The following is a 25,906-nucleotide window of genomic DNA, read 5'->3' as shown; positions in this document are numbered from 1 at the left end:
GTCAGATCGCGCGGAAGAAGTACTCGCCGAGCGTCTTGAAGCCGAGCCGGAAGAGGATGACCGTATTCGCCGCGTAGAGGCTCTCGGTCGTCGGGTCCTGGGCGAAGCGCTTGATGAAGCGGCCTTCAATGATGAAGCACTCGTCCTCGTAGCCGGCCGAGCCCTGGACCAGCACGGCGCGGCCGAGGCCGAGATCGTACTTCCCGGTGGCCGCCACCCGCCAGTACTGGCCGATGCGGGCGGTGAAGCCGACGCTCACCTCTTCGCGCGAGCGGCTGGGGACCAGGTAGGGCAATGGCGGCGAGTAGAGATAGCCGGCCGAGAGCGTCACCCGGCCGAGGCCGAGATTGGCGACGGTGTCCACCAGCCGCCGGTCGGTGATGCTCTCGCCATCGAGGCGGATGCGGCCGATGGTGTCGAACCAGGTGGTCGGCGCGATGCGCAGCCGGGCCACGTAGTCGGAGGCGCGGCGGTCGAGTCCGGAGCCGGCATAGGGGCTCGAGATCTGGTCGTCGAGGCGGAAGGAGCGGCCGATAAGGCCTTCGACCTGCCCGCCGTTGGGGAAGTCCCAGGCGGCGCGGAGCGCGGCGTCGACGCGGGTGCCACCCTCCTGCCGGTCGCGGCCGGTGAAGCGGTTGAGGGCGAAGAGATTGGCATCGGTGAACTCGAAATCGATGCTGTCCTCGTTCGGCACCCGGTATTGCGGCCCGACCCGCGGCCCGGTGACGAGTTGCACATGCGGCTCGATGGTCTGGCTGCCCCAGTTGCCGGCATAGCGGACGAAGGGCATGCGCCAGTCGAGCGCGGCGCGGATGTTGCCGTTGAACCGGTCGCCATTGGCTTCGGGCAGGTTGGTCGGCGGCTCCTGCAGCCCCTGGGCGCGGTAGCCGAGGCCATCGGCCTGGATCTTCACCGTCCAGAGGCCGCCGAAGCGGTCCGTCTCCGGCCGCTGCCAGGAAACGCGGCTCGAGAGGCGCTGGGTGGAGCTGCCGATGTCGCGGCTGATGCCGAGCAGCCCGGCATCGACGGTGAGGAAGCCGCCGAGATACTTGCCGTGCGGCGCGTGCTCGACCACCGCATTGGGCAGCACATAGGGAATCTGCCGCGTGTCGTCGATGCTGCGCAGGCCCTGATAGGCGCGCGCATCGATGCGGGCATAGGTTTCGGTGTTCCAGAAGCCCTCGACATAGGCTTGGCTGGTCAGCACCCGGCGGTATTCGTAGCGGAAGGTGCGGAGATACTGCTCGCTGCTGGCGCGGTTGAGGTCGAAGCCGGCCCGCCAGTTCTCGTCAATGGTGAAGCGGCCCTTGAGGAAGATATGGCCCGCCAGCTCCCGCTTGCCGCCGGTGTCGGTGCCGTTCAGCCCGCCGACCGAGGCGCTGCCGGTGATCTCGCCGAAATTGAACAGCTTGCGGTATTCAAGGCCGAGATTGGGATATTGCCTGGTCGAGAGGATGGGAATGACGGTGAGGTCGGAGGTGTCGTCGATCGCCCAGTAGTAGGGCGTCTCGGCGAAGGCGCCGAGGAAGCGGGTATAGCCGAGCGTCGGGAAGAGGAAGCCGGAGGCGCGCGGGGCGCTCGGGTCCGGATGGGAGAGGTAGGGCGTGTAGAGCACCGGGACCCCGCCGAGGCGGACGGTCGCGTCGCGGTAGGTGATGCGCTGCTCGCCCTTGTCCTGTGTCGCGCGACGGGCCTCGACCTGCCAGAGCGGCGGGGCGGTCGGGTTGTCGGCGCACAGGTCGCAGGAGGAATAGACGACGCGGGAGAGCTCGTTGATGGTGCCGCCGGTGCGCCGGGCGCCGTTGGCCGCCATGCGGCCATTGGCGGCGAGCAGGGCGCGGACGCCTTCCAGCACGCCGTCGCGGAAGCGGTCCTTCAGCTCCGCCTCATCGGCGAAGAGCACCTGGCCGTCCGGCTCCAGCAGCTGGACGTTTCCGCGGGCGGTGGCGACGCCGGTATTGCGGTCATAGGTGAACTGGTCGGCGCGCAGCAGCCGCTCGCCCTGCCAGGCCTCGACCCGGCCGCGGGCGATGACGAGGCCCTTGTCGCGGTCGTACTCCACCTCCTCGGCTGTGAAGGTAACCGGGGCGTTGCGGTCGACCGGCTGGCCGCCGCCGGCGATGCCGCCGAAGGGCTGGATGGCGGACGCGCTGGAGCCGGGGGGCTGGCTCATGCCAGGGGCGGTTCCAGGGGCCGGCGCGACCAGGGACGGGCGGATGGACGAGTCGAGCGGCGTCACGCTCGGCTGCTCCAGCTGCGCCAGGGCCTGGCCGGCCGGCAGCAGCGCAAGCGCTCCGCCGAGGAGCAGGCGCCGGCGGCGTGCGGGGCGAGGGCTCATCCATCCTCCAGATGCAGCAGCAGGGCGAGGGCCAGCAGCAGCCCGGCCATGGTGGGTGCCCAGGCAGCGAGCAAGACCGGAAGCGTCCCGGCCTCGCCGAACTCATTGGCGATCTTGTCGAGCACAAAAAGCATGAAGCCGGCCGCGACGCCGGCCCCGATCATCTGCGCCACCCCGCCGCGGCGGGAGGAGCGCATGGAGAAGCCGGCCGCCAGCAACGCCATGGCCGAGGCCAGGACGGGAAGCGAGAGCAGGCTCTGGAAATGCAGCCGGTGCCGCACGGCGGAGAAGCCGGCCGCCTCCAGCACGGCGATGAAGCCCGGCAGCGCCCAGACCGACAGCGTATCCGGCGAGGCGAAGCTGTTCTCGATGCGGTCGGGCGTCAGCTCGGTCGGGATGCTGAGATCCTGCTTCGGCCCGGCGGCGCGGTCGGCGTTGAAGGTGACGGCATCCTCCAGCACCCAGCGGCCGGGCAACAGCCGGGCCCGCGGCGCCTCGATACGGGCGAGCGGGCGGTCGCTGGCCGAGAGGCGCCAGAGGGAGACATCGGTCATGCTGAATCCCTCGCGCGCCGTCTCGCGGTCGGAGACCGGGCGGCCTGAGAGGATGGCGACCCCCTGCTCCTCCATGCCGCGATCCGCCTGGCGCAGCCAGAGCCGGCCGCCAGCCAGCGCGGTGAGGCCGGCGCTGGAGCGGAGATAGGCGTAGTCCAGCCGCTCCGCCCGGGCGAGCATCACCGAGGAAAGGGGCGAGATCGCCGCCGTGCCGAGCCCGCCGAACAGCAGCGCGACGGCGACCGGACCGGAGAGGAAGCCCCAGGCGGAAATCCCCGCCGCACGCGCCACCACCAGCTCCGAGGAGCGGGTCAGGCGCCAGAAGGCAAGCAGCCCGCCAAGCAGGATGGCGAAGGGCAGGATCTGCAGGGCAACGAAGGGCAGGCGAAGCCCGGCGATGGTCGCCACCAGGGCGAAGCCGGCATCCGCCCGGGTGGCGGCGCGGCGCAGCAGCTCGATGAAGTCGAAGAGCGAGACAAGCAAGGTCAGCCCGGCCAGCATGGCCAGCGTCGCGCCGACGAAGCGCCGGGCGACGTAGCGCGCCAGGGTCAGCGCCACCATCATGATGCGGCGGCGCCCATGCCGCGGCGGCCGAACCACCAGCGCTGCGGCCAGCCCGGCGCGCCGGAGAGGATCCAGGCGGAGGCGAGGCCGGGCAGCAGCGTGTTCAGCCAGATCAGCGGGATCAGCCGCGGCGTCCGCGCCGCGAGATTGCTGGCGGTCAGTCCGAAGGCGAGCAGCGCCACCACCACCGCGATGCCGGTGAAGAGGCGGAGACTGCCGCCATGGCGGCGGAACTGGCCGGTCAACGCCGTCGCCAGGGCGACCAGGGCATAGGTTATCGTCGTCAGCGGGCCACTCAGGCGCTGATGCGCCTCGGCGATGAAGCGCTTCAGGTCGCGTTCCGGGATATGCTCGGCCGGGTCGGGGTGAAGCAGCTCGTCCAACGTCCGCTCCTGGGCGTTGCGGTAGCGGCTGTCGGCCTCGCCGCTGCGCGCGCGGGCCAGGTCCACGCTGTTCTCGCTGAAGGAGAGGATGGAGAGGCGGAGCTGCGGCGGCGTGCCGGCCGGCGAGCCGGGCGGCGGCGAGACCTTCTCCACCTGCTGGCGCTGGCCGTTCTCGAGGGTGACCCGCGGCCCGTTGGGGCCCGGAGAGATATGGCCCGATTCGGCCAGGATGGTGACGGGGGCGCCGGCCTCGCGCGCGTCATGCACGAGGATGCCGCGTAGCGTGCCGTCCGGATCGCGGTAGCGGGCATAGACGGTGAGGTCTTCGCCGACCGAGCTGAAGACGCCCTCTTGCACCAGGATCGCCGCCAGTTCGTTGCGGATTTCGTACTGCCAGGCACGGAAGGCGGCCTGGCTCCGCGGCACCACCCAGAGGTTCAGCACGTAGCAGACCAGCATCGCCAGGCCGGCGATGGCCAGTACCGGCCGCGCCAGCTGCCATTGCGATAGGCCAGCGGCGCGCATCACCACCAGCTCCCGGTCCGAGGCGAGACGGACATAGATGAAGAGCGAGACGACGAAGGTGGTGATCGGCAGGATGATGGCCAGGAAGCTTGGCAGCAGCAGGCCGGTCAGCTCGATGAAGACGCTGAAGGACAGGCCCCGGTCGAGCACCAGCTCGATGAAGCGCAGCGACTGGGTCAGCCAGACGAGCGCCGCCAGCCCTATGGTGACGGCAAGCAGCGCGACGCCCAGCTGGCGGAAGATGTAACGGTCGAGGCGGCTCATCACGGCTCAAGCGGTGGGGGCGCGCACCCTAGCCGCTGGCGGGAGCGGGGGAAAGGATCGGGAAAGCCGCCGGGCCGGTGGCGGCCCGACGCTGCTTTCAGGGCAACACCTTTCCCGGATTCATGATCCCCTGCGGGTCGATCGCGGCCTTGATCCGCTGCATCACGGCGAGTTCCGGCCCGCCGCGCCAGCCCTCCATCATGTCCATCTTCAAGCGGCCGATGCCGTGCTCGGCGCTGAAGCTGCCGCCGAGGTCGCGGACCACCTCGTTCACCGTGTCCATGATGTCATGGCTGCGGGCGAGGAAGGCGGCCGGGTCCATCCCCTCCGGCTGCTGCAGGTTCATGTGGATGTTGCCGTCGCCCAGATGGCCGAAGGGCACCGGGCGCACCCCGGGGATCAGCCGGCGGCAGGCTTCGGAGGCGCGGCGGATCAGCTCCGGCACCCGCGAGACCGGGACGGAGACGTCGTTCTTGACCGAGGCGCCCTCGCGCTTCTGCGCCTCCGGGTGCTCCTCGCGGATGCGCCAGATGGCGGCACGCTGGGCCTCGCTCTCGGCGATGGCGGCGTCCAGCACATCGCCGGCCTCCAGCGCCTCCTCCAGCACGGCTTCCAGCAGGGGGCGGAGGCCGGCATCGGGGCGGGTGGAGGCGAGGTCGACCAGCACGTAGTGGTCGGCGGGCGTGGCAAGCGGGACGCTGCCACCCTCGATCAGCCGGGCGTAGAAGCCGACGCCGGTGCCGGACATGTATTCGAAGGCTCGCACCGCCGTCTCGTCGCGGTCGCGGAAGCGGCGGAACAGGGCCAGCGCCGCATCCTCGTCGCGGACGGCGCAGAGCGCGACCTCGCTCTCCTTCGGCCGGGCGAAGAGGCGGAGGACGGCGGCGGTGATGAAGCCGAGCGTCCCCTCCGCGCCGACGAAGAGGTGACGGAGCGCATAGCCGGTATTGTCCTTCCTGAGGCGGCGAAGACCGTTCCAGACCTGACCATCGGGCAGCACCACTTCGAGGCCGAGCATCAGCTCGCGCGCATTGCCGTAGCGCACGGTGGTGTTGCCGCCGGCATTGGTGGACAGCACGCCGCCGATCGTCGCCGTGCCCTCGGCACCGAGCGAGAGCGGGAAGAGGCAGCCGGCCCCGGCGGCTGCGTCCTGCGCCGCCTTCAACACGAGGCCCGCCTCGGCGGTCATCGTCATGTCGAGTGGGTCTAGGTCGCGGATGCGGTTCATCCGGCCGAGGGAGACGACGATCTGCCGGCCGCCCTCGTCCGGCGTGGCGCCGCCGACCATGGAGGTGTTGCCGCCCTGCGGCACCAGCGGCATCCCCGCGGCGGCGCAGAGCCGCACCGCCTCGGCCAGTTCCGCCGTGCTGGCCGGGCGCAGCACGCAGGGGGTGCGCCCGCGGTAGAGCAGGCGCCAATCGGCCAGGTGCGGCTCCAGGTCGGCAGCTTCGGTCAGGATGCCGCGGGGGCCGAGCAGCGCGGAAAGGCGGTCGAGCAGCGGGGGCGAGAGGTCGTCGGGCATGGCGGGAAGGTCGTGCCGAAGGGGCCTCGGGTCAATCGCCGCCTTGCCCATCTTTCTCTCGGGTTTGTGCAATGTGACAGGGCCGCCTCGCCTATAGCATGAATATTGTATTCAGTTTAGCGCGCAATAGGACAAATCAAGTCATGTCCACGTACATCACCGGCGGTTTCTGGGCTGACACCCTTCTCGGCGATGCCGGCGAAAATGGAATCCAGGGCTGGGGTGGTAACGACCTAATCTACGGCGACGGGCTGAACGGACCTCGCCCACCGATCTTCCCGGAACCTTTTCCCGGCCCCGTCATCCACTCCAACTGGATCGATGGCGGCGAGGGAAACGACACGGTCTATTCAGGCTATGGCAAAGATCATGTCTGGGGCCGCAGCGGCAACGACTTGATCTACGGCTACGGCGTCATCGCCGGGAACGATCAGTGGCAGAGTGCCCAGGCCCGGGACAGCGACGGCAGCGACAGCCTTTACGGCGGAGACGGGCACGACACGCTGATGGGCGGCGGTGGTTACGATCTGCTGATGGGCGGGGCCGGCAATGACGTGCTTGTGGGCGGCGTCGGGGCCGACACGCTTACCGGCGGGACCGGGTACGACGTCTTCCGCTTCGGCAGCACCAACAGCCAGGCCAAGATGCCGGTCTATGACACCACCGGCGACGTGGTGACCGACTTCCGCCGCGGCGAGGACAAGCTGGATCTCACGTCCTTCCTCACTCCCTTGTACAACAAGCCGGCGGTGGACTTCCTTGGCTCCGGCGCCTTCACCGACGCCACCCACATGCAGGTGCGGGCGAAGGTCGCGGGCGGGCAGACAGTGGTCGAGGTCTATGTCCCGTTCTTTAACCAGACCGGCGCGCCGGGCGGGCCCAGCGCGAGCTTCACCCTGAGCGGCGAGCACTACCTGGCGAAATCCGACTTCATCCTGGCTTGATGCGGCCCCTCCTCCCGGGCTTCATGGCGGCCGAGGAATCGGAGGAACGTTCGCCATGCGCAGCCTGAGGATTGCCGCCATCGGCGGCGACGGCATCGGCCCCGAGGTGATCGAGGCCGGCTGCCGGGTGCTGGAGGCGACCGCTCGGGCCGATGGCGGCTTCGCCTGCGAGTTCCAGGGCTTCGACTGGGGCAGCGCAATGTACCGCGCGAGTAGCCGGATGATGCCGGAGGACGGGCTCCGTCAGCTCGAAGGCTTCGACGCCATCTTCTTCGGCGCGGTCGGCGCGCCGGACATCCCGGATCACGTCACCCTCTGGGAGCTGCGGCTGGCGATCTGCCAGGGCTTCGACCAGTACGCCAATGTGCGGCCCACCCGCCTGCTTCCCGGCGTCCAGGGGCCGCTGCGGGAGGAGCTGGGACGCCAGATCGACTGGGTGATCGTCCGCGAGAATTCGGAAGGCGAGTATGCCGGCGTCGGCGGCCGGGCACATCGCGGCCTGCCGCTCGAGATCGCCATGGATGTCGCCGTCTTCACCCGCGAGGGCGTGGCACGCATCTGCCGCCATGCCTGCGAGATCGCCATGAGCCGGCCGCGCCGGCTGCTCACCGTCGTCACCAAGTCCAACGCGCAGCGGCATGGCATGGTGATGTGGGACGAGGTCTGCGCCGAGGTCACGGCGCAGTACCCAGAGCTCACCGTCGACAAGATGCTGGTCGATGCCATGACGGCGCGCATGGTGATGAAGCCGGGGACGGTCGACACCGTCGTCGCCACCAACCTGCATGCCGACATCCTCTCCGACCTGGCCTCGGCGCTGGCCGGGTCCCTCGGCATCGGGGCCACGGGCAATATCGACCCATCGCGGCAGCGGCCCTCGATGTTCGAGCCGATCCATGGCTCGGCCTTCGACATCACCGGCAAGGGCATCGCCAACCCGCTCGGCGCCTTCTGGACGGCGGCCATGCTGCTCGAGCATTGCGGCGAGCCGCGCGCGGCGGGCCGGTTGATGGCTGCGGTGGAGGCGGTCACCGGCCGCGGCGAGGTGCTGACGCCGGATCTCGGCGGCAAGGCGACCACGGCCGAGGTGACGGCCGCGGTGATCGCGGCGCTGGCGGGGGCGAATGCCTGACCGGCACCGCCCCCGGCGCGGGCGCTACCGGACGGTATAGTTGGTCAGCGAGCAGGCATTCACGTTGCGCCGCTCCTGCGATTGGCCGCCGGCGAAGACGACGCGGATGTCATAGTTGCATTCGCCCTGCGGCAGGCGGACGGCGAAGGTCGCGCCCTGCTGCACCACGTCGTCGCCCAGCCGGTCCGGGCCCCAATTCTGCTGCGAGGAGGGCGAGGCGTAGAATTCCTCGATTACCCGGCCGCTCTGGTTGACTAAGTTGAAGGAGGGGTTGCCTTGCTGCGTGCTGCCCTGCTGCTGGTTGCGCTGGGTGCGCGGCGCCGGCCCGCCTGGCTGGCCGAGCACGAGGTCCGTCATGGCGCAGGTGTTGACGTTGCGGCGCTCTTCCGCCGTTCCGCCCTGGTAGACGATGCGGATGTCAAACGTACAGTTGCCGTCGGCCGGCATGCGGATGATCCAGTTGGCGCCGGGCGCGATCACTTGGTCGCCCAGCCGGTCCTGGCCCCAGCTCCGCTCGCTGGTGGGCGAAGCGTAGACCTCATTCACCACATTCGGCGTGTTGTTGACGACACGGAAGGAAGGGTCGCTCGACTGTGCCTGGCCGGGCCCGACCCAGGCCATGAACCCCAACACAGCGACCAGCACCGCGCGACGCAACATGCCATCCTCCGAAAAGATTGGGTTGCAGGATAACCAATCGGTCCAGGGGCGACCATAGGTTGCAACCATGCCGGTCGTACACGGCGGCGTCACAGGATAGCGAAGGCCTGCGGACCCGCGTCCCGGCAATCACGCTTCAACGCCGTGGCCGGACTTCCAGCACGGCGCGGGCGACGAGGTCGTCGGCGGCGGGGCGCATCGCCTCCGGATGCGGCCGGGAGGGACCGCGGGGGCGGCGCGGCCAAACCATGGCCTCCGGCACCTCCACCAGGAAGCCGGCGCGGCGGAAGCGCCCCACCATGGCCGAGAGGCCCAGGCGGTTCACGTAGATGCCTGCCCGCCCGACCAGCGGGCTGCTCCAGAAGGCGTCGCTGAAGCGTAGATGCTGCAGGCCGCCGCCGAGATGGTCCTGGAAGTCGATGCGATGCAGGCCGATGCCATCCGGCGCCGTTACCCGGCGGAGCTGCGCCAGCAGCGGCCCCATCTCGTCGCGCCGGACATGCTCGAGCACCGCCTCGCTCACAACAAGGTCGATCGCCCCGTCCGGGATTGCGCCGAGGGCCGAGGGGCTGCCATGCAGCAGCGTTACATGGCAGCGCTGGAGCACGGCGGCGCGGTCGGTGCAGCCGGCGAGGTCAGGCACGGGCAGGCCCTGGCTGCGCGCGAGGGCTGCAACCTGCTGATAGGCGGCGGCCTCGGTGGGGGCGCTGTCGGCCGGGTCGATGAACCAGATGTGGTCCAGCCCGAGCCCGGCCAGCACCGGGGCGCGCAGCACCATCCGCCCAGGCCCGACCTCGAGGATGGTGCGCGGGCGGCGGCCCATCAGCCGCGTCGCATCGCCGACCCAGGCCGACGGCGCGCCGAGCAGCTTGGCCGGATCACGCGCCTCGAAGGAGGGCCGGGCCAGGCCGACCGCCCGGGCGCGGGCGCCGTGGATGCCGATGGCGGCGAGGCCGAGCTTGACCCCGAGCTTCACCCACCACGGCACCGGCGCTCCGCGGGAGAGCCCTTGCGGCGCGGGCAGCACGCGCCGGGGGCCCGCCATATCCTCCGTCTGGTGTTCCGTCGCCACGTTGTTGACCCAGTGCTGTCGCAGGCTTAGCCCACAGGGATAGCGCAGAGCGGTGGGGCTTGCCCACCTCAACCGCAGGAGAGTCACGTGAATCCCATCGAGCATATCCGCCGGCACCAGGAGGAACTCACGACCTGGCGCCGGGATTTCCATGCGCATCCGGAGACAGGCTTCGAGGAGGTGCGGACCAGCGCGCTGGTGGCGGAACGGTTGGAGTCCTGGGGGATCGAGGTGCATCGCGGCATCGGCCGCACCGGGCTGGTCGGCGTGCTACGCGCCGGCAACGGCGACCGCGCAGTCGGCCTGCGCGCCGACATGGACGCGCTCGACATGCCGGAGGCGAACGGCTTCGCCCACCGCTCCACCATTCCTGGCAAGATGCATGGCTGCGGTCATGACGGGCACACGACGATGCTGCTCGGCGCCGCCCGCTACCTCGCCGAGACCCGCAACTTCAACGGCACGGTCCACTTCATCTTCCAGCCGGCCGAGGAGGGTCAGGGCGGCGCGCGGGCGATGGTGGAGGAGGGGCTGTTCCACCGCTTCCCTTGCAATGCCGTTTATGGGATGCACAACCGCCCGGGCATGCCGGTCGGGCAATACGGCATCCGCGCCGGCGCGATGATGGCCGGCTGCGCCTTCTTCGACCTCGTGATCCAGGGCCGTGGCGGGCATGGGGCACGGCCGGAGAGCACGGTGGACCCCGTCGTCTGCGGCGCCGCCATCGTCTCGGCCTATCAGTCGATCATCGGCCGCAACGTGGCGCCGAACGACACCGGCGTCGTCAGCGTCACCGGCTTCAGCGCCGGCACGGCCTACAACGTCATACCCGACCAGGTCTCGCTGCGCGGCACCGTCCGCGCCTTCCGCACCGAGACCATGGCATTGATCGAGCGGCGGATGCGCGCGCTCGCGACCAGCATCGCCGAGGGCTTCGGCGCCGAAGCGCGGCTCGACTTCCGCGAGGTCACGGTGCCGGTGGTGAACGGCGCGGAGCAGACGGCGATAATCGCCGATGCCGCGGCCGCGATGGTCGGCGAGGCGGCGGTGGACCGCAACCGCATCCCGGCCATGGGCTCGGAGGACTTCTCCTACATGATGGCCGAGGTGCCGGGCGCCTATATCCTCGTCGGCAATGGCGAGGGCGAGGCTGGCGGCTGCGAGGTCCACAACCCGCATTACGACTTCAACGACGCCGCCATCCCCTATGGCGCGGGCCTGCTCGCGGCGGTTGTGGAGCGGGAATTGGCACCGATGAAAAGCTAGGACAGCGCAACGGAACCGCGGGACGGGCGTTCGCGTCGGGCGGGCCGGCGGAGGCCCGAGGATCACGGAACCGAGGCCGGATGCCCGAAACACGACCTGCCCCTGCGCCACCCCGCGGCTTGAGCGCGGCAGGCACCCCCGCTTCCGGCCTGCAGATGCTCCAAGGCGCGCTGCTCGTCATCGCGGTGCTCTATTTCGGCCAGGACCTGCTGGTGCCGCTGGTGCTGGCCGTGCTGCTCGCCTTCGTCCTGGCGCCGGTGGTGCGGCTGCTGCGGCGGGTCCGCATGCCGCGCTCCATGGCCGTCGTGATCAGCGTGCTGCTGGCCTGCGCTATCATCTTCGGCATCGGCGGGTTGATGGGGCGGCAGGCGACCATGCTCGCCGAGAACCTGCCAAGCTATCAGACGACCATCCGCGAGAAGCTCTCGGGCCTGCAAAGCGCGGGCGGCTGGATCGACCGGCTGAGCGGCGCCGTCCAGGCCGTCGGCCATGGCATGGGCAGCCGGGAGGACCCCGCGCCCGTCGTCTCGGGTGACCCGGTACGGCCGCCGATGCCGGTCGAGATCCACACGCCGGACCCAACGCCGATCGAGATGCTCCGCCGCGTGGCGGAGCCCTTGCTCGGGCCGCTGGCGACGGCCGGCATCGTCGTCATCCTCGTCATCTTCATCCTGCTCTACCGCGAGGACCTGCGCGACCGGCTGATCCGCCTGGCCGGTGCCCGCGACCTGCACCGCACCATGGCTGCGATGGACGACGCGGCCTATCGCCTCTCCCGCTTCTTCCTGGCGCAGACCGGGATGAATGCCCTGTTCGGCCTGTTCATCGCCGCGGCGCTCTGGGCCATCGGCATCCCCAACCCGCTGCTCTGGGGCTTCGTCGCCGGGCTGATGCGCTTCGTGCCTTTCATCGGCGTGTTCATCACGGTGAGCGGGCCGGTGCTGCTGGCCCTCGCCGTCGATCCGGGCTGGGCAACCCTGATCTGGGTGCTGGTGCTCTTCGGCATCAGCGAGATGCTGATGGGCCAGGTCGTCGAGCCGATGGTCTTCGGCCATTCGACCGGCCTCTCGCCGATCGCCGTCATCGCCGCGGCGACCTTCTGGACCTGGCTTTGGGGGCCGGTCGGGCTGCTGCTGGCGGTGCCGCTGACGGTCTGCCTCGTCGTGCTCGGGCGGCATGTGGACCGGCTGGAATTCCTCGAGGTGATGCTCGGCGACCGGCCACCGCTCGACCCAGAGGAGACCTTCTACCAGCGGGCGCTGGCGGGCGACTCCAACGCACTGGCCGAGCAGGCCGAGCGCTGCCTCAAGGACAAGCCCCTCGCCGACTACCTCGATGCGGTAGCGCTGCCGGCGCTGCGGCTTGCCCAGGCCGATGCGGTGCATGGCGCCCTCCGCCCGGAGCGGCGCGATGCCCTGCTGCGCAGCGTCGAGCTGCTGATCGAGGACCTCGAGGAGGAAGAGGACCCGGTGCCGCCCGATGGCGAGACGCCGCAGGAGCCGATCCCCGCCGCCTGGCATGTGCCTGGTGCGGTCCTATGCCTGCCGGGACGTGGGCCCTTCGATGCGCTGGCGGCCAATATGCTCGGCCAGGTGCTGGCGCGGCGCGGCTTCGGCGTCCAGGTCGGGGGCGTGAGCGCCGTGCCGGGGGCGCCGCCGCGGCTGATCTGCCTCTGCCTGCTGGAGGGCGGCAGCAGCAGCGCAACCGCCCGCTACCTGCTGCGCCGGGCGCGGCGGCGGCTGCCGGGCGTGCCGGCCATCGCCCTCGCCTGGTCGCCGGATGGCGGAGGGGAGAGCGACGGCGTGCTCGCCAAGGCGCTGCGGGCGGAGGGCGAATCGGCGCCGCTGCAACTGGCGATGAACCTGGCCGAGGCGCTGGACCTGGCGGTGGAGGCGAGCGGCACGGCGCCGGCACCGGTGCTCACCGCACCGGCACCCCGGCCAGAGGCACCGCCCTCGATCGGCGTGGCGCCGGCGCCGGCCTGAAGCTTCTCCCGCATCCGCCCGGCGGCAGCCAGGCGGATGCGGGGCTAGACCACGCTGTTGCGGCCCATCTCCAGGAATTTCTCCCGGCGGCGGGCACGCAGCGTGGCGCCATCCAGCGCCAGCAACGGCTCCAGGCTTTCCCAGACCTTGTCGCCGACCGCGGTGAGCGAGGCCTCCGGGTCACGGTGCGCGCCACCCATCGGCTCCGGCACCACGGCATCGACCAGGTTGAGGCGACGGAGGTCTTCCGCGGTGAGCTTCAGAGCCTCGGCCGCGGTCGGCGCCTGGGCGGCATCGCGCCAGAGGATGCTGGCGCAGCCTTCCGGACTGATGACCGAGTAGACCGAATGCTCCAGCATCAGGATGCGGTCGGCCGCCGCCAGCGCGATGGCGCCGCCCGAGCCGCCCTCGCCGATGATGGTGGCGACAAAGGGCACCGGCGCCTCGAGCCCCGCCTCGATGGAGCGGGCGATGGCCTCTGCCTGGCCGCGTGCCTCGGCCTCGATGCCCGGGAAGGCGCCGGCGGTGTCGACGAAGGAGAGGATGGGGAGGCCGAAGCGGCTGGCGAGCTCCATGATGCGGCGGGCCTTGCGGTAGCCCTCCGGGCGGGCCATGCCGAAATTGTGCAGCACCCGGCTCTCGGTGTCGCTGCCCTTCTCCGTGCCCAGCACGGCCACGGCCCGGCCGCGAAAGCGCCCGAGGCCGCCGACAACGGCCGCATCGTCGGCGAAGGCGCGGTCGCCGGCCAGCGGCGTCCATTCCTCGATATGGGCACGGATGTAGTCGAGGCATTTCGGCCGGTCCGGGTGGCGGGCGACCAGGGTCTTCTGCCAGGGCGAGAGCTTGGCATAAGTGGTCTTCAGCAGGGCCTGCGCCTTGTCGCGCATCCGCGCGACCTCCTCGGCAACGTCGATCCCGCCGGCATCGGAGGTCCGACGCAGCTCCTCGATCTTGCCTTCCAACTCGGCGATCGGCTTCTCGAAATCCAGGAAGTGGCGCATGGCGGGCGGGGTTAGCGGAAAAGCTGCCGCTGCGGAAGCGGGGGCGGAGTGGGCAGGACTTCAGCCATTGATTCAATCCCGTACCGCACCCTGCTGCCCCGTCACTGCGCCTCCCGCAAGGGAACGGTGCCGCGCTTCTTCACCCGCCGCGATGACCTGGCCGACAAGGCAGGGTGGCCGGCCCCCCCGCCATTCGGCGCCGGCTGTGGGACGCCATGCCGCATGCGGGGGATGCCTTGCATCCGAAGGCGCGATGGACCTGGCCGGCCGGGACGAACGGGGCCGCTCTAACTCTCCGCAAGCGGGTGATGGGCCTCGACGAGCGCCCGCAACCGCTCCTCCATCACCTTGGTATAGATCTGGGTGGTGGCGATGTCGGCATGGCCGAGCAGGATCTGCAGGCTGCGAAGATCGGCGCCGCGGGCCAGCAGGTGGCTGGCGAAGGAATGCCGCAACACATGCGGCGAGACGCGTTCCTGGGCGAGGCCGGCCGCCATTGCCGCCTCCTTCAGCAGCAGGCCGAGACCCTGGCGGGTCATGTGGCCGGAGGCGCCGCGCGAGGGAAAGAGCCAGCGGCGGCGACGGTCGCCGGGGGGTGCCTCATCCTCCCCGGCGCGGGCCTCGGCGGCGGCTTCCCGGGCACGGGAGGAGATCGGCACCAGCCGCTCCCGCCCGCCCTTGCCGCGCAGCGCGATCATCGGCTGGTCGGCGCGGAGCGCGGAGGCGGGGAGCGTGACCAGCTCAGTCGCCCGCAGTCCGGCGCCGTAGAGCAGCTCGATCGCGGCGACGGCCAGCGGGCCGCGGCCCTTCGGCAGGGCGGCGGCGCCGGCGAGCAGGGCCCCGACCTCCTCCTCGGCCAGCGGCTTGGGCAGGGACGGTGTCGGCCGCGGGCCGTCCAGCAGCTCGGTCGGGTCGTCGGGGCGGATGCCCTCGCGGGCCAGGAAGCGGTAGAACTGGCGGAGGGCCGAGAGGCGCCGCGCGGCCGTCCGCGGCTTCAGTCCGAGATCGGCGAGGGAGCGGAGATAGTCGCTGAGCGGCTCCGGCCCCACCGCCTCCGGCGCCAGGCCGAGCCGGGCGCAGAAGGCAGCGAAATCCTCGAGGTCGGTCCTGTAGGCGGCGAGGGTGTTGAGGGCGGCGCCACGCTCCGCCGCCAGCATCTCGAGGAAGGACTCGCGGAGGGCGCCGGCCAAGGGGTCAGCGGGTCTGGAAGCGGTCGTTCGGCAGCACGCGCTCCACCGCGGTTGGGGTGGCGGCCGGTGGGAAGGCGCCCAGCGCCAGCAGCCCCGCCGCCACCAGGGCAACCAGGATCACGGCCAGCAACAGGATGGGGCGGCGGAACATGGGCGGCTGGGCTCCTGGAGAGACATAGGCTTCGGCAATGAAGCCGGCCCCATCGCATCGGGGCCGCGGTGTGCTAGCCTCTTGGCATCGTGTCGCGCAACACCGCCAACGCCATCGTTCCACAGGGCGCATCCGGGGCCCTGGACACCGCCATCTGGAGCGGCCCGGCCGGGCCGGAGCCCGCGCCTGCCCGGCCGGGCCGCAGCATCGTGCTGGTCGGCATGCCGGGGGCGGGCAAGACCTCGATCGGCCGCCGCCTGGCGCTGCGCCTCGGCTTACCCTTCCTTGATGCGGACGCGGAGATCGAGGCGGCCGCCGGCCTGCCCATCACCGACATCTTCGCCCGCTACGGCGAGGCGCATTTCCGCGATGGCGAGCGGCGGGTAATTGCCCGGCTGCTGGCTGGGCCGCCGCTCGTGCTGGCGACCGGCGGCGGCGCCTTCGCCGATGCGCGGACACGGGCGGCCATCCGCGCCTCGGGCGCCGTTTCCGTTTGGCTGCACTGCCGCATGGCGACGCTGCTGAAGCGCGTCGCCGGGCGGGAGCACCGGCCGATGTTCCTCAATGCCGACCCGGCCGAGGTGCTGGAGCGGCTGATGGTGGCACGCCACCCCCTCTATGCCGAGGCCGATATCGTGATCGCCTGTTCCGACGAGAGCCCCGAGGTCACCACCCGCCGGGTGCAGCAGGCTGTGGAGGGGTGGCAGCCCCCCATCCGCCTCTCGGTCCCGCTCGGGGAGCGAGGCTACGACATCCTGATCGGCGAGGGCCTGCTGGCCCGGGCGGGGGCGCTGCTCGCCCCGGTCCTGCCCACCCGGCGCGTGGTGGTGGTGACGGACGACGTGGTGGGGCCGCTGCACCTGCCCACTCTGCGGGCCGGCCTCGCCGAGACAGGCACCGCCATCCTTGCCGAGATCACCGTGCCGTCCGGCGAGGCGAGCAAGGATATCGGCGTGCTCCATCGCGTGCTGGAGCAGATGCTGGCGGCCGGGGCCGACAGGCGGACGGCGGTGCTGGCGCTCGGCGGTGGGGTTGTGGGCGACCTGGCCGGCTTCGCCGCGGCGGTCGCGCTGCGCGGCCTGCCCTTCGTCCAGCTCCCGACGACGCTTCTCGCCCAGGTGGACAGTTCGGTCGGCGGCAAGACCGGCGTGAACCTGTCGCTCGGCAAGAACCTGGTCGGCGCCTTCCACCAGCCGCGGCTGGTCCTGGCCGACAGCGGGACGCTCGGCACCCTGCCGGTACGGGAGCTGCGCGCCGGCTATGCCGAGGTGGCGAAGCACGGGCTGCTCTCCGGCGAGAGGTTCTGGCGCTGGTGCGAGGCCCATGGCCCGGCCCTCGTCGGCGGCGACCGGGAGGCGCTGGTAACGGCGGTGCTGGAAAGCTGCCGGCTGAAATCCAGCGTCGTCGCCGGCGACGAGCGGGAGGAGAGCGCCGAGGGCGGCCGGGCGTTGCTCAATCTCGGCCATACCTTCGGCCATGCGCTGGAGGCGGAGTGCGGCTATGGCGGCATGTTGCTGCACGGCGAGGCGGTGGGGGTGGGGCTCGGCCTCGCCGCCAGCCTCTCGGCCCGGCTCGGCCATTGCAGCCAGGAACTGCCGGGGCGGGTGATCGCCCATCTGCAGGCCTGCGGCATGCCGGCACGGATCGGCGACCTGCCCCGGCGCTTCTCCGCCACGGCGCTGGTCGGGCGGATGCGGAAGGACAAGAAGGCCCGCGAGGGTGCGCTGCGCTTCGTGCTGCTGCGCGGGCCGGGCGAGGCCTTCACCGCCGGCGACGTGCCGCTGGAGACGGTCGAGCGACTGTTGCGTGACGAGGGTTGCGAGGCCTAGGCCACGATTACCGGGTCGCCTCCAGCCAGTTCAGCCTTCGGCGATCACGCTCTAACCCGGTTCCTGAAGCAGGCGGAGGGTCACCCTGCCCTCCCCTTCCGTCAAGGTGGCGGCGATCTGCCGCGCGAGCGCCTTCACCACCGTCTGGCCGAGTCCCGCCTTGCTGCCGCAGCCCGCGCCGTCGCCATGGCATTCGACCTCGGCCAGGATCGCGCCCTCGTCCAGCCGGGCGGAGAGCCGCACAGGCCCGCCCCTTGGGCCACCATGGCGCAGCGCCTGGGTCACCAGCTCCGAAAGGATGAGGGCGAGGGGGATGGCGCGCTCGGCATCGAGGGTCAGCGTCTCGGGCGCCGCGGTGCGGATGTCGGCAGCCGGGTGATGCACGGCCGCACCGGCGGCCAACTCGCGCAGCATGTCGGAGAGGCGGATGTTGCGGAAATCCGGGCTCTGTTGCAGGGCGCGATGCGCCTCGGCCACGGCCTGGACGCGGGCGGTCGCAGCCTCCAGCGCCTCGCGCGCCGCCGGCTCCTCCACCCGCCCGGCCTGCAGGCGGAGCAGGGCAGCAACCAGCTGCAGGCTGTTTTTGATGCGGTGATCGGCCTCGCGCGCCAGCTGCTCGCGGGCGGCCAACGCCTCGCGCAGCCGGTCCTCGGCGATGTGGCGCTCCTCGGTGTCGGTGCAGGTGCCGACCCAGTGACGGACGATGCCGGCGGCGTTGCAGACGGGGGCGGCCTTCACCCGGTGCCAGCGGTAGCGGCCCTCGTGGTCGCGCAGCCGGGCATCGACGTCGTAATCCTGAGTGGCGCCCCGGGCCGCGGCCCAGGCGGCGGCGAGGGGCTGGCGGTCCTCCGGGTGGACGGCATCGAGCCAGCCTCCGCCGCGGAGCTGCGGCAGGTCGAGGCCGGTCAGCTCCCGCCAGCGGGAATTGACGTAATCCGGCTCGCCATTCGCATCCGTTTGCCAGACCAGATGCGGCATGGCCTCCGCCAGGGTGCGGAAGCGTGCCTCGCTGTCGCGCAGCGCCCGCGCGGCCCGCTTGCGGGCGTCGATATCGGTGTTGACGCCGAGCCATTCGACAATCTGCCCACGCATGTCACGCAGCGGGGCAGCGCGCACGGCGGTCCAGCGCCAGGCGCCGCCCGGGCCGCGCAGGCGGTATTCGGCCTCGTAGATCTCGCCGGAGGCGACGGAAGCGGCCCAATCGGCACGGACACGGCCGCGATCCTCCGGGTGGACCGCCTGCAGCCAGCCCCAGCCGACCGACTGGGCCGGGGTCTGGCCGGTGAACTGGCCCCAGCCGCCGAAGCTCACCACCGCCCCATCCGCCGCGGCGGTCCAGACGGCGAGGGCGCCGGCCTCGACCAGCGCCCGATAACGGGCATCGAGGCCGATCCCGGCCTCCGGCGGGTCGGTCCAGGCGAGGATGCCGCCGGCGATGCGCCCGGCACAGTCCCGCACCGGGGCCGCGCTGCATTCGAGGCTGCGCTCCGTCCCGTCCCAGGCGCGGAGCAGCCAAGGCTCGCGTACCACCGCCTCGCCCTGCGTCAGGGCACGGGCCAGGGGCAGCACCTCCGGCTGGCCTTCGCCGCGCGTCGCCGCCCAACCATCGGCGGCGGGTCCGCCCGTCAGGCATTCGGCAAGCCCGCGCCCGGCAAAGGCCAGGCCATGCCGGCTGAGCCGTTGCAGCCCGCCCTCCGGCCCGGCGATGGCGAGACCGATCGGCGCGTGCTCCAGCACCGCCTCGAGCATGGCGGTGGCGGCTTCCGCCTGACGCAGCCGGCCGCGCAACGCGGTCACATCGTGGAGCTGGACGAGGACGCCTGTGATGATGCCGTCGCGGGCACGGATCGCAACGGCGTCGACATCCCAAAGCCGGTCCGGGCCACCGAAGGGCAGCCGCCTGGCCTCGGCCCGGAACGGCCGGCCGGTAGTGCGTACCAGATCGAGTGGCGCCAGATGGCCGCCTTCGGCGAAGGCCGGAAACAACTCGGCCGTCGGGCGGCAGTCCGGCTCGGCGCAATCCTGCCCGCAGGCCGCGGCGAAGGCCGGGTTGGCGTAGAGCAGGCGATGGGTCGGGCCGGCGACCACGACGATGGGATGCAGCGCCAACTCGGCGAAGCTGCGGATCGCATCGATATCGGGTGCCGCTCCTCGGCCTTCCTCTGGCACGGTCCGCTCCTCAGGCTTTCGGCCCGTCTCCGCCGCATCCTAGGCGCCGCGTCGGCGAGGCGCGACGCCTATGCCGGCGCATCGGATCAAAGGCGCGGGAGCCGGGCCACAGGAGGGAACTGTCCAATGACTACACCGAGAAGTATTTCGCCCGCGGGTGGTGCAGCACGATGGCGCTGGTCGACTGTTCCGGATGAAGTTGCCATTCGTCGCTGATCGACACGCCGATACGCTCCGCGCCGAGCAGCCGCAACAGCGGCACCTGATCCTCCAGCCGCGGACAGGCCGGGTAACCGAAGGAGTAGCGCCCGCCGCGGTAGCTCTGCTGCAACATCTTGTCCATGTCGCGGTCGTCGTCGCCGGCGAAGCCCCACTCGGCGCGGATGCGCTTGTGGACATACTCCGCCATCGCCTCCGCCATCTCGACGCTGAGGCCGTGCAGGTAGAGGTAGTCCTGGTAGCGGTTATCCTCGAACCAGACCCGCGCCACGTCGGAGGCCTTCTGCCCTACGGTGACGACCTGCAGGCCGATCACGTCGCGCCGGTCCGGCCCGTCGCCGATGTCGCGGATGAAATCGGCGATGCACTCGCCGTCCTTTCGGGGCTGGCGCGGCAGGGTGAAGCGGCAGGCTTCCGTCACGCCATCCTCCTCGAAAAGGATGAGGTCGTTGCCCGCACCGGCGCATTTCCAGTAGCCGTAGATGGCCTGGGGCCGAAGGATGTCCTCCGCCTCGGTCAGCGCCAGCATGCGCTTCAGCACCGGGCGCAGCTCCTGCTTCGCCCAGCCGAGGAAGTCGTCGAGCGAACGGCCCTGCTTCCGGAAGCCCCATTGGAATTGGTAGAGGCTGCGCTCGTTGACGAAGGGGATGATCGCCTTCGGCGCCGCCTCGATGACGCGGGCGCCCCAGAAGGGCGGCGCCGGCACCGGCTCCTCCGCGGTGAGGCGGCGGCGGCGCGCTTCGGCATAGGCGACATCGACGGGGGCGAAGCCGCGCGGGTCGGCGGTGCCGAGGGTGCGGGCCTCGTTGCGCGGCCTGCCCTTCCGCTTCGATTGCAGGGCGGCGAGGTAGTCGTCGAAGCCGTTGCCCGTCACCTTGTCCATCAGGTGGAGGCCGTCGAAGGCATCCCGCGCATAGGCGACGCGGCCGGAAGCATAGGCGCGGACGCAGTCATCTTCGACATAGTTCCGGGTCAGCGCGGCGCCGCCGAGGAGCACCGGCACGTCGAGGCCGATGCGGCTCATCTCCTCGAGGTTCTCGCGCATGACGACGGTCGACTTCACCAGCAGGCCGGACATGCCGATGGCATGGGCCCGGTGTTCCCTTACCGCCGCCACCATGTCGGCCAGCGGCACCTTGATGCCGAGATTGACCACGCGGTAGCCGTTGTTGGTCAGGATGATGTCGACCAGGTTCTTGCCGATGTCGTGCACGTCGCCCTTCACAGTGGCGAGGACGATGGTGCCCTTCTCCTGCCCCTCGATCTTCTCCATGAAGGGCTCGAGATAGGCGACGGCGGCCTTCATGGTCTCGGCGCTCTGAAGCACGAAGGGCAGCTGCATCTTGCCGGCGCCGAAGAGTTCGCCGACCACCTTCATGCCGTCGAGCAGCACGTCGTTGATGATGGCGAGCGGCGCGATGCCCTGGTCGAGCGCGTCCTGCAGCTCCTCGCTCAGCCCCTTGCGGTCGCCATCGACGATGCGGTCCTTGAGGCGGCCCTCCACCGTCTCGGCCCGCACCTTCTTCGTGTTGTCGGCCGCCTTCCGGCCGGAGAAGATCTCGAGCAGCTTCTGCAGCGGGTCGTAACCCTCCCGCCTGCGGTCGAAGATCAGGTCCTCCGCGACCTCCACCTCCTCCGGCGGGATCAGGTGCAGCGGCTTGATCTTGCTGACATGCACGATCGCCCCGGTCATCCCCGCCTTCACCGCATGGTCGAGGAAGACGCTGTTCAGCACGTGCCGCGCGGCCGGGTTGAGGCCGAAGGAGATGTTGGACAGGCCGAGGATGATCTGGATGTCGGGAAATTCCTCCCGGATCATCCGGATGCCCTCCAGCGTCCACTGGCCGAGCTTGCGGTCGTCCTCGTTGCCAGTGGCGATGGTGAAGGTCAGCGGGTCGATCAGCAGGTCGGATTGCGGCAGGCCGTGCTTGTTGCAAGCGAAGTCGACCAGGCGGCGCGCGATTCGGAGCTTGTCCTCCGCCGTCTTCGCCATACCGACCTCGTCGATGGTGAGCGCAATGACGGCGGCGCCGAACTTCCTGGCGAGCACGAGGCGATCCTGCGCCGCGCCCTCGCCATCCTCGAAATTGATCGAGTTGATGATCGGCTTGCCGCCATGCAGCTTCAGCGCCGCCTCGATCACCGGCGTCTCGGTGCTGTCGATCACCAGCGGGGCATTGACCGAGGAGGTGAAGCGGGTAACGACTTCGTTCATCTCGGCCATCTCGTCGCGGCCGACGAAGGCGGTGCAGATATCGAGGCTGTTGGAGCCTTCGCCCACCTGCTCGCGGCCCATGGCGACGCAGCCGTCCCAGTCATGCGCCGCCTGCCGCTCGCGCCAGGCCTTGGAGCCATTGGCGTTGCAGCGCTCGCCGATGGAGAAATAGGCATTCTCCTGCCGTAGCGAGACCGCCCCATAGAGCGAGGCGACGGAGGGGACCCAGTGGTACTTGCGGGCGACAGGGGCCGGGCGCCAGGCGTCATTCTTCCGCAGCATGGCGTCGAGGGCTGCGATATGCGGCGTCGAGGTGCCGCAGCAGCCGCCGATCAGGTTCACCCCGTCCTCGCGGACGAAGCGCTCCATCCAGCTCGCCATCTCCGCGGCGCCGAGGGGGTAGTGGGTCTTACCGTCGACCAGTTCAGGCAGGCCGGCATTGGGCTGGACACTGATGAGGCCGGGCCAGTTCTGGCTGAGGAAGCGGACATGCTCGGCCATCTCCTGCGGGCCGGTCGCGCAGTTGAGCCCGATCAGCGGCACGTCCAGGGCATGCACCACGGTGGAGGCGGCGGCGATGTCGGGGCCCACCAGCAGCGTGCCGGTGGTCTCGACCGTCACCTGGACGAAGATCGGCAGGTCGCGCCCGGTCTGCTTCAGCGCCGCCTTGGCCGCGTTCACCGCCGCCTTGATGAAGAGCGTGTCTTGGTTGGTCTCGGTCAGCAACGCGTCGACGCCGCCGGCGATCAGCCCGCGGCACTGCTCCTCGAGCGCGGCCTGGAGGTCGTCATAGGCGATATGGCCCAGGGAAGGCAGCTTGGTGCCCGGGCCGATATCGCCGATCACCCAGCGGTCACGGCCATCAGCGAAGGTCTCGGCGGCCTCGCGCGCCAGCTCGCCGGCCAGCTTGTTGATCTCGAAGGCGCGCTCGGTCAGCTCGAACTCGCCGAGCGTCACCGGGGAGCCGCCGAAGCTGTTGGTCAGCACCATGTCGGCCCCGGCCTCGTAATAGCCGCGATGAATCTCGCGGACGAGGTCGGGGCGGGAGAGGTTCAGCACCTCGGTGCAGTTCTCCTTGCCCCAGTAGTCGCGGTCGACATCAAGGGTCAGCGCCTGCACGCGGCTGCCCATGCCGCCGTCGCAGAGCAGCACGCGGTCGCGGAGGGCTTGGAGCAGGGGGGGACGCGCCATGGTGAGGGCTTCCTAGAAGGTCAGGGCAGGCAAGGCGGCGACGGGCACCGCAAGCCGGCGAGCCGGCCAAAGGCGGACGGCGAGCGGGCCAGGAATGGTGACGGGCGGCAGCGGCGCGCAGCCGGCGGGGCCGAGCCAGCCGGCGATCCCGGCATCGTCGAAGCCGGGCCAGCGATGGGCGTGGCGGTCCAGCAGTTCGGCCCGGCCATGCGGGGCGAGGTCAAGGATCAGCAGAAGCCCGTCTGGGCGCAGCACGCGGGCGGCCTCGGCCAACGCTGCGGCCGGGTCCTCGGCATAGTGCAGGACCATCTGCATGGTGGCGAGGTCGAAGCCGGCATCGGGCAGCGGCAAGCGGTACATGTCGGCCTGGCGCACGGCGCAATGGGCGCCGAGACCACGCTCGGCCAGGCGGGCACGGGCGAGGGCCAGCATGTCGCGGCTGGCATCGACGCCAAGCGCTGCCCCGGCACGCGGGGCCAGCAGCTCCAGGAGGCGGCCGGTGCCGGTGCCGATATCGAGGACGCGGCCGATGCGCTCTGGCAGGGCGTCGAGCAGCGCCGCCTCGATCGCCTCAGCCGGCAGGCCGAGGGCACGCATCTCGTCCCAGTCGGCACCGTGACGGCGGAAAGCGTCGGAGGCGATGCGCGCGCGCTCGGCGGCGAGCCGCGCGGCCTGGCGCCGGTCCGCGGCGAGGAGCGGGTCCTCCTCCGGCAGCCGGGCGAGCAGTTGATGGACGAGGCCGGCGGCGGCGGGAACCTGGAAATAGACATTGGCGCCTTCCGGCAGGCGCTCCAGCAACCCGGCCTCGACCAGCAGCTTCAGGTGGCGCGACAGGCGGGGCTGGGACTGGCCGAGCACCGCGCAGAGGTCTGAGACGCAGAATGCCCCGCGGGCACAGAGCGCCAGCAACCGCAGGCGGGTCGGCTCGGCGGCGGCACGCAGCTGGGCCAGAAGCTCATCCATGGCGCTGGATATCACATAAAGATATCCTTATGTCTAGTGGCTGAAGGAGAATTCCATGGCCTGGACCCTGGATGCGCGTATCCCGCTGTTGCTCGTGGAGGACGAGGTAGCGCTCGATCGGGCGCTGGCCGACGGGCCGCCGGCTGCGGTGCTGGCCGAGGTGCCTGCTCTGGCCCGGCCACACCATGCGGTGGAGGCCTTCGCGGCGGAGGCGCATGCAGTGGCCTGCACCTGCTGTGGCGGCCGACCGGCGGCGGCGGTGGCGCTCGACCGGCTGTTTCAGGCGCGGGTCCGCGGGCACTGTCCCTGGTTCGAGCGGGTGGTGACGCTGGCCGCTAGTGCGGCCGGCCAGTCGCAGGTGCTGGCGGCGCTCGGCGGGGATGCGGTGACGGCGGCGCGGTTCAGGCCAGGCTGAAGGCCCGCGCTCCGCGATGGTGGCCGCGGATGGATGTCGAAACTCGTGACAGACCCGGATATAATGGGAGCGGGGCGAATCGAGGCGGCGAGTTAACAAGACCGAAAGCGACATCGGCTTGATGAGGCAGGATTTGCCGTCATGCGACGGGACAGCACGCTGGACCGCGATCCGAGGACCATGGATCATGGTCCCAGCCCATGGCGTGGCGCCGCCCCCTGCCGGCGCGAGAGGAAGGGGTTTCATGGTTCTGCGCCGGCACTTCTTGACCGGGCCTTCGCTCCGGCCCGGCGCCGCGCGGCGTGCGGCGTCGCTCCTGTTCGCTTGCCTGGCCTGCCTCGCCTTGTTCGGTGCCGTGCCGGCCCTGGCCGATAACCCGCCGATCAGCCTGAAGATCGTCGGCGGCCTGGGCGGCGTCACGCAGTACACACGCTACGAGATGCCCTTCTGGACCGAGCAGGTACCGCAGCTCACCCGTGGCCAGGTCCGCGCGGAGATCGCCCCCTTCGACCGCAGCGGCATCCGCGGGCCCGAGATGCTGCCGCTGATGCGGCTCGGCGTGGTGCCCTTCGGCACGGTGCCGCTCGCGGTCTCGGCCAGCGAGGAGCCGGAGATCAACGCCGTGGACCTACCGGTGCTGAACCCCGACATTGGCACGCTCCGCCAGACCCTGGCGCAGCTCCGCCCGCGGCTCGAGACGCTGCTGAAGGAGCGTTTCAATGTCGTCTTGCTGGCGATCTACGCCTATCCGTCGCAGGTGGTGTTCTGCCGTCAGCCCTTCTCCGGCCTCGGCGACCTGGGCGGGCGGCGCATCCGCGTCTCTTCGGTCGGGCAGAGCGAGCTGTTCGAGGCGCTGGGAGCGACCCCGGTGGTGATCCCCTTCGCCGACATCCCGGCCGCGCTGCGCGGCGGCATCGTCGAATGCGCGGTGACCGGCAGCTTCTCCGGCAACACGCTCGGCCTGCCCGGCATCGCCAACTATGTCTCGCGGCAGGCGATCAGCTGGGGCGTCTCCGTCTTCGGCGCCAATGCAGGCGCCTGGGCGGCCCTCCCGCCCGAGATCCGCGGCCAGTTGCAGGGCGGCCTCAGCGAATTGCAGCAACAGATCTGGCGGGCAGCCGAGCAGGAGACGGAGGAGGGCTTCGCCTGCAACGCCGGCCGGCCGGAATGCTTGCGCGGCACGCGCGGCCAGATGGTCGTGCTGGACGACGAGCCGCGCGACCGCCAACGCCGCGCCCAATTGCTGCGGGATGTCATCCTGCCGAGCTGGGTCCGCCGCTGCGGCGGCGACTGCATCGAGACCTGGAACACCATCATGGCCCCCAGCCGGGGCATCCTGGCACGGCCCGAATAG

19 protein-coding genes are annotated in these 25,906 nt (G+C 70.8%); 7 read left to right on the top strand and 12 right to left on the bottom strand.

Going from position 1 to position 25,906, the window contains the following annotated elements; all coding sequences use genetic code 11:
- Nucleotide 1 precedes the first annotated feature (1 nt).
- The 4 genes from JMJ56_RS12455 to JMJ56_RS12440 all read right to left on the bottom strand — a co-directional run bounded on the left by JMJ56_RS12455 (nt 2) and on the right by JMJ56_RS12440 (nt 6,150).
- Entirely contained in the window at nt 2-2,338 is a 2,337-nt protein-coding gene (locus JMJ56_RS12455; RefSeq protein WP_236037697.1) for an LPS-assembly protein LptD, read from the bottom strand.
- Nucleotides 2,335-3,456, bottom strand: coding sequence for an LPS export ABC transporter permease LptG (gene lptG, locus JMJ56_RS12450; protein ID WP_202832091.1), 1,122 nt, complete (start codon nt 3,454-3,456; stop codon nt 2,335-2,337). The genes JMJ56_RS12455 and lptG overlap by 4 nt, the downstream gene beginning before the upstream one ends.
- Nucleotides 3,453-4,628, bottom strand: a complete 1,176-nt coding sequence (gene lptF / locus JMJ56_RS12445; RefSeq protein ID WP_202832090.1) for an LPS export ABC transporter permease LptF — start codon at nt 4,626-4,628, stop codon at nt 3,453-3,455. Before lptF ends, lptG begins: the two co-directional genes overlap by 4 nt.
- A 97-nt stretch (nt 4,629-4,725) precedes the next feature.
- Nucleotides 4,726-6,150, bottom strand: coding sequence for an FAD-binding oxidoreductase (locus JMJ56_RS12440; RefSeq protein WP_202832089.1), 1,425 nt, complete (start codon nt 6,148-6,150; stop codon nt 4,726-4,728).
- Nucleotides 6,151-6,293: 143 nt separating this feature from the next.
- Between JMJ56_RS12440 and JMJ56_RS12435 the strand changes: the two genes are divergently transcribed.
- Both JMJ56_RS12435 and JMJ56_RS12430 read left to right on the top strand, forming a co-directional pair.
- Nucleotides 6,294-7,094, top strand: coding sequence for a M10 family metallopeptidase C-terminal domain-containing protein (locus tag JMJ56_RS12435; protein ID WP_202832088.1), 801 nt, complete (start codon nt 6,294-6,296; stop codon nt 7,092-7,094).
- A 55-nt stretch (nt 7,095-7,149) separates the two neighbouring features.
- Nucleotides 7,150-8,226 carry a tartrate dehydrogenase gene (locus tag JMJ56_RS12430; RefSeq protein WP_202832087.1) on the top strand — a complete coding sequence of 359 codons (1,077 nt, stop codon included), beginning with the start codon at nt 7,150-7,152 and terminating at the stop codon, nt 8,224-8,226.
- A gap of 24 nt (nt 8,227-8,250) precedes the next feature.
- Here the strand turns inward: JMJ56_RS12430 and JMJ56_RS12425 are convergent, their stop codons facing one another.
- The gene (locus tag JMJ56_RS12425; protein WP_202832086.1) at nt 8,251-8,886 is read right to left on the bottom strand and encodes a hypothetical protein; all 636 of its coding nucleotides are present in this window, start codon (nt 8,884-8,886) and stop codon (nt 8,251-8,253) included.
- 136 nt (nt 8,887-9,022) lie between these two features.
- Nucleotides 9,023-9,931 carry a class I SAM-dependent methyltransferase gene (locus JMJ56_RS12420; RefSeq protein ID WP_202832085.1) on the bottom strand — a complete coding sequence of 303 codons (909 nt, stop codon included), beginning with the start codon at nt 9,929-9,931 and terminating at the stop codon, nt 9,023-9,025.
- Between the two features lie 114 nt (nt 9,932-10,045).
- Between JMJ56_RS12420 and JMJ56_RS12415 the strand changes: the two genes are divergently transcribed.
- Both JMJ56_RS12415 and JMJ56_RS12410 read left to right on the top strand, forming a co-directional pair.
- Nucleotides 10,046-11,224: a M20 aminoacylase family protein gene (locus JMJ56_RS12415; protein ID WP_202832084.1), complete on the top strand. Its 1,179-nt coding sequence runs from the start codon at nt 10,046-10,048 to the stop codon at nt 11,222-11,224.
- A gap of 80 nt (nt 11,225-11,304) precedes the next feature.
- Entirely contained in the window at nt 11,305-13,209 is a 1,905-nt protein-coding gene (locus JMJ56_RS12410; protein ID WP_202832083.1) for an AI-2E family transporter, read from the top strand.
- Between the two features lie 44 nt (nt 13,210-13,253).
- On the opposite strand, the gene JMJ56_RS12405 is transcribed toward JMJ56_RS12410, so the two are convergent.
- From JMJ56_RS12405 to JMJ56_RS12395, 3 genes are all read right to left on the bottom strand, one after another.
- The gene (locus JMJ56_RS12405) at nt 13,254-14,210 is read right to left on the bottom strand and encodes an acetyl-CoA carboxylase carboxyltransferase subunit alpha (protein WP_202832082.1); all 957 of its coding nucleotides are present in this window, start codon (nt 14,208-14,210) and stop codon (nt 13,254-13,256) included.
- Nucleotides 14,211-14,497: 287 nt separating this feature from the next.
- A complete protein-coding gene (locus JMJ56_RS12400) occupies nt 14,498-15,400 on the bottom strand; it encodes a tyrosine recombinase (RefSeq protein ID WP_268884999.1) in 903 nt (300 codons plus the stop codon).
- A 4-nt stretch (nt 15,401-15,404) separates the two neighbouring features.
- Complete coding sequence (locus tag JMJ56_RS12395) at nt 15,405-15,551, bottom strand: hypothetical protein (protein WP_202832081.1); 147 nt, start codon at nt 15,549-15,551, stop codon at nt 15,405-15,407.
- Nucleotides 15,552-15,640: 89 nt separating this feature from the next.
- Here JMJ56_RS12395 and aroB point away from each other — a divergent pair, with 89 nt between their 5' ends.
- Entirely contained in the window at nt 15,641-17,380 is a 1,740-nt protein-coding gene (gene aroB, locus JMJ56_RS12390; RefSeq protein WP_328702365.1) for a 3-dehydroquinate synthase, read from the top strand.
- Between the two features lie 51 nt (nt 17,381-17,431).
- On the opposite strand, the gene JMJ56_RS12385 is transcribed toward aroB, so the two are convergent.
- The 3 genes from JMJ56_RS12385 to JMJ56_RS12375 form a co-directional block, all read right to left on the bottom strand.
- Nucleotides 17,432-19,549, bottom strand: a complete 2,118-nt coding sequence (locus JMJ56_RS12385; protein ID WP_202832080.1) for a PAS domain-containing sensor histidine kinase — start codon at nt 19,547-19,549, stop codon at nt 17,432-17,434.
- Between the two features lie 130 nt (nt 19,550-19,679).
- Nucleotides 19,680-23,174 carry a methionine synthase gene (gene metH, locus JMJ56_RS12380; RefSeq protein ID WP_202832079.1) on the bottom strand — a complete coding sequence of 1,165 codons (3,495 nt, stop codon included), beginning with the start codon at nt 23,172-23,174 and terminating at the stop codon, nt 19,680-19,682.
- Nucleotides 23,175-23,186: 12 nt separating this feature from the next.
- The gene (locus JMJ56_RS12375) at nt 23,187-24,137 is read right to left on the bottom strand and encodes an ArsR/SmtB family transcription factor (protein WP_202832078.1); all 951 of its coding nucleotides are present in this window, start codon (nt 24,135-24,137) and stop codon (nt 23,187-23,189) included.
- 55 nt (nt 24,138-24,192) lie between these two features.
- On the opposite strand from JMJ56_RS12375, the gene JMJ56_RS12370 reads away from it, so the two are divergent.
- A complete protein-coding gene (locus tag JMJ56_RS12370) occupies nt 24,193-24,552 on the top strand; it encodes a hypothetical protein (protein ID WP_202832077.1) in 360 nt (119 codons plus the stop codon).
- A gap of 244 nt (nt 24,553-24,796) precedes the next feature.
- Nucleotides 24,797-25,906 carry a TRAP transporter substrate-binding protein gene (locus JMJ56_RS12365; RefSeq protein WP_202832076.1) on the top strand — a complete coding sequence of 370 codons (1,110 nt, stop codon included), beginning with the start codon at nt 24,797-24,799 and terminating at the stop codon, nt 25,904-25,906.

The organism is Belnapia arida (assembly GCF_016773205.1).
GTDB classification, from domain to species: Bacteria; Pseudomonadota; Alphaproteobacteria; order Acetobacterales; family Acetobacteraceae; genus Belnapia; species Belnapia arida.
Note: the sequence above shows the minus strand (reverse complement) of the source record. Positions and strands in the feature narration are given on the sequence as shown.

Coding starts and splice junctions, on each gene's coding strand:
- JMJ56_RS12455 (WP_236037697.1), bottom strand. CDS start 2,338: ATGAGCCCTCGCCCCGCACGCCGCCGGCGCCTGCTCCTCGGCGGAGCG.
- lptG (WP_202832091.1), bottom strand. CDS start 3,456: ATGATGGTGGCGCTGACCCTGGCGCGCTACGTCGCCCGGCGCTTCGTC.
- lptF (WP_202832090.1), bottom strand. CDS start 4,628: ATGAGCCGCCTCGACCGTTACATCTTCCGCCAGCTGGGCGTCGCGCTG.
- JMJ56_RS12440 (WP_202832089.1), bottom strand. CDS start 6,150: ATGCCCGACGACCTCTCGCCCCCGCTGCTCGACCGCCTTTCCGCGCTG.
- JMJ56_RS12435 (WP_202832088.1), top strand. CDS start 6,294: ATGTCCACGTACATCACCGGCGGTTTCTGGGCTGACACCCTTCTCGGC.
- JMJ56_RS12430 (WP_202832087.1), top strand. CDS start 7,150: ATGCGCAGCCTGAGGATTGCCGCCATCGGCGGCGACGGCATCGGCCCC.
- JMJ56_RS12425 (WP_202832086.1), bottom strand. CDS start 8,886: ATGTTGCGTCGCGCGGTGCTGGTCGCTGTGTTGGGGTTCATGGCCTGG.
- JMJ56_RS12420 (WP_202832085.1), bottom strand. CDS start 9,931: ATGGCGGGCCCCCGGCGCGTGCTGCCCGCGCCGCAAGGGCTCTCCCGC.
- JMJ56_RS12410 (WP_202832083.1), top strand. CDS start 11,305: ATGCCCGAAACACGACCTGCCCCTGCGCCACCCCGCGGCTTGAGCGCG.
- JMJ56_RS12405 (WP_202832082.1), bottom strand. CDS start 14,210: ATGCGCCACTTCCTGGATTTCGAGAAGCCGATCGCCGAGTTGGAAGGC.
- JMJ56_RS12395 (WP_202832081.1), bottom strand. CDS start 15,551: ATGTTCCGCCGCCCCATCCTGTTGCTGGCCGTGATCCTGGTTGCCCTG.
- metH (WP_202832079.1), bottom strand. CDS start 23,174: ATGGCGCGTCCCCCCCTGCTCCAAGCCCTCCGCGACCGCGTGCTGCTC.
- JMJ56_RS12375 (WP_202832078.1), bottom strand. CDS start 24,137: ATGGATGAGCTTCTGGCCCAGCTGCGTGCCGCCGCCGAGCCGACCCGC.
- JMJ56_RS12370 (WP_202832077.1), top strand. CDS start 24,193: ATGGCCTGGACCCTGGATGCGCGTATCCCGCTGTTGCTCGTGGAGGAC.
- JMJ56_RS12365 (WP_202832076.1), top strand. CDS start 24,797: ATGGTTCTGCGCCGGCACTTCTTGACCGGGCCTTCGCTCCGGCCCGGC.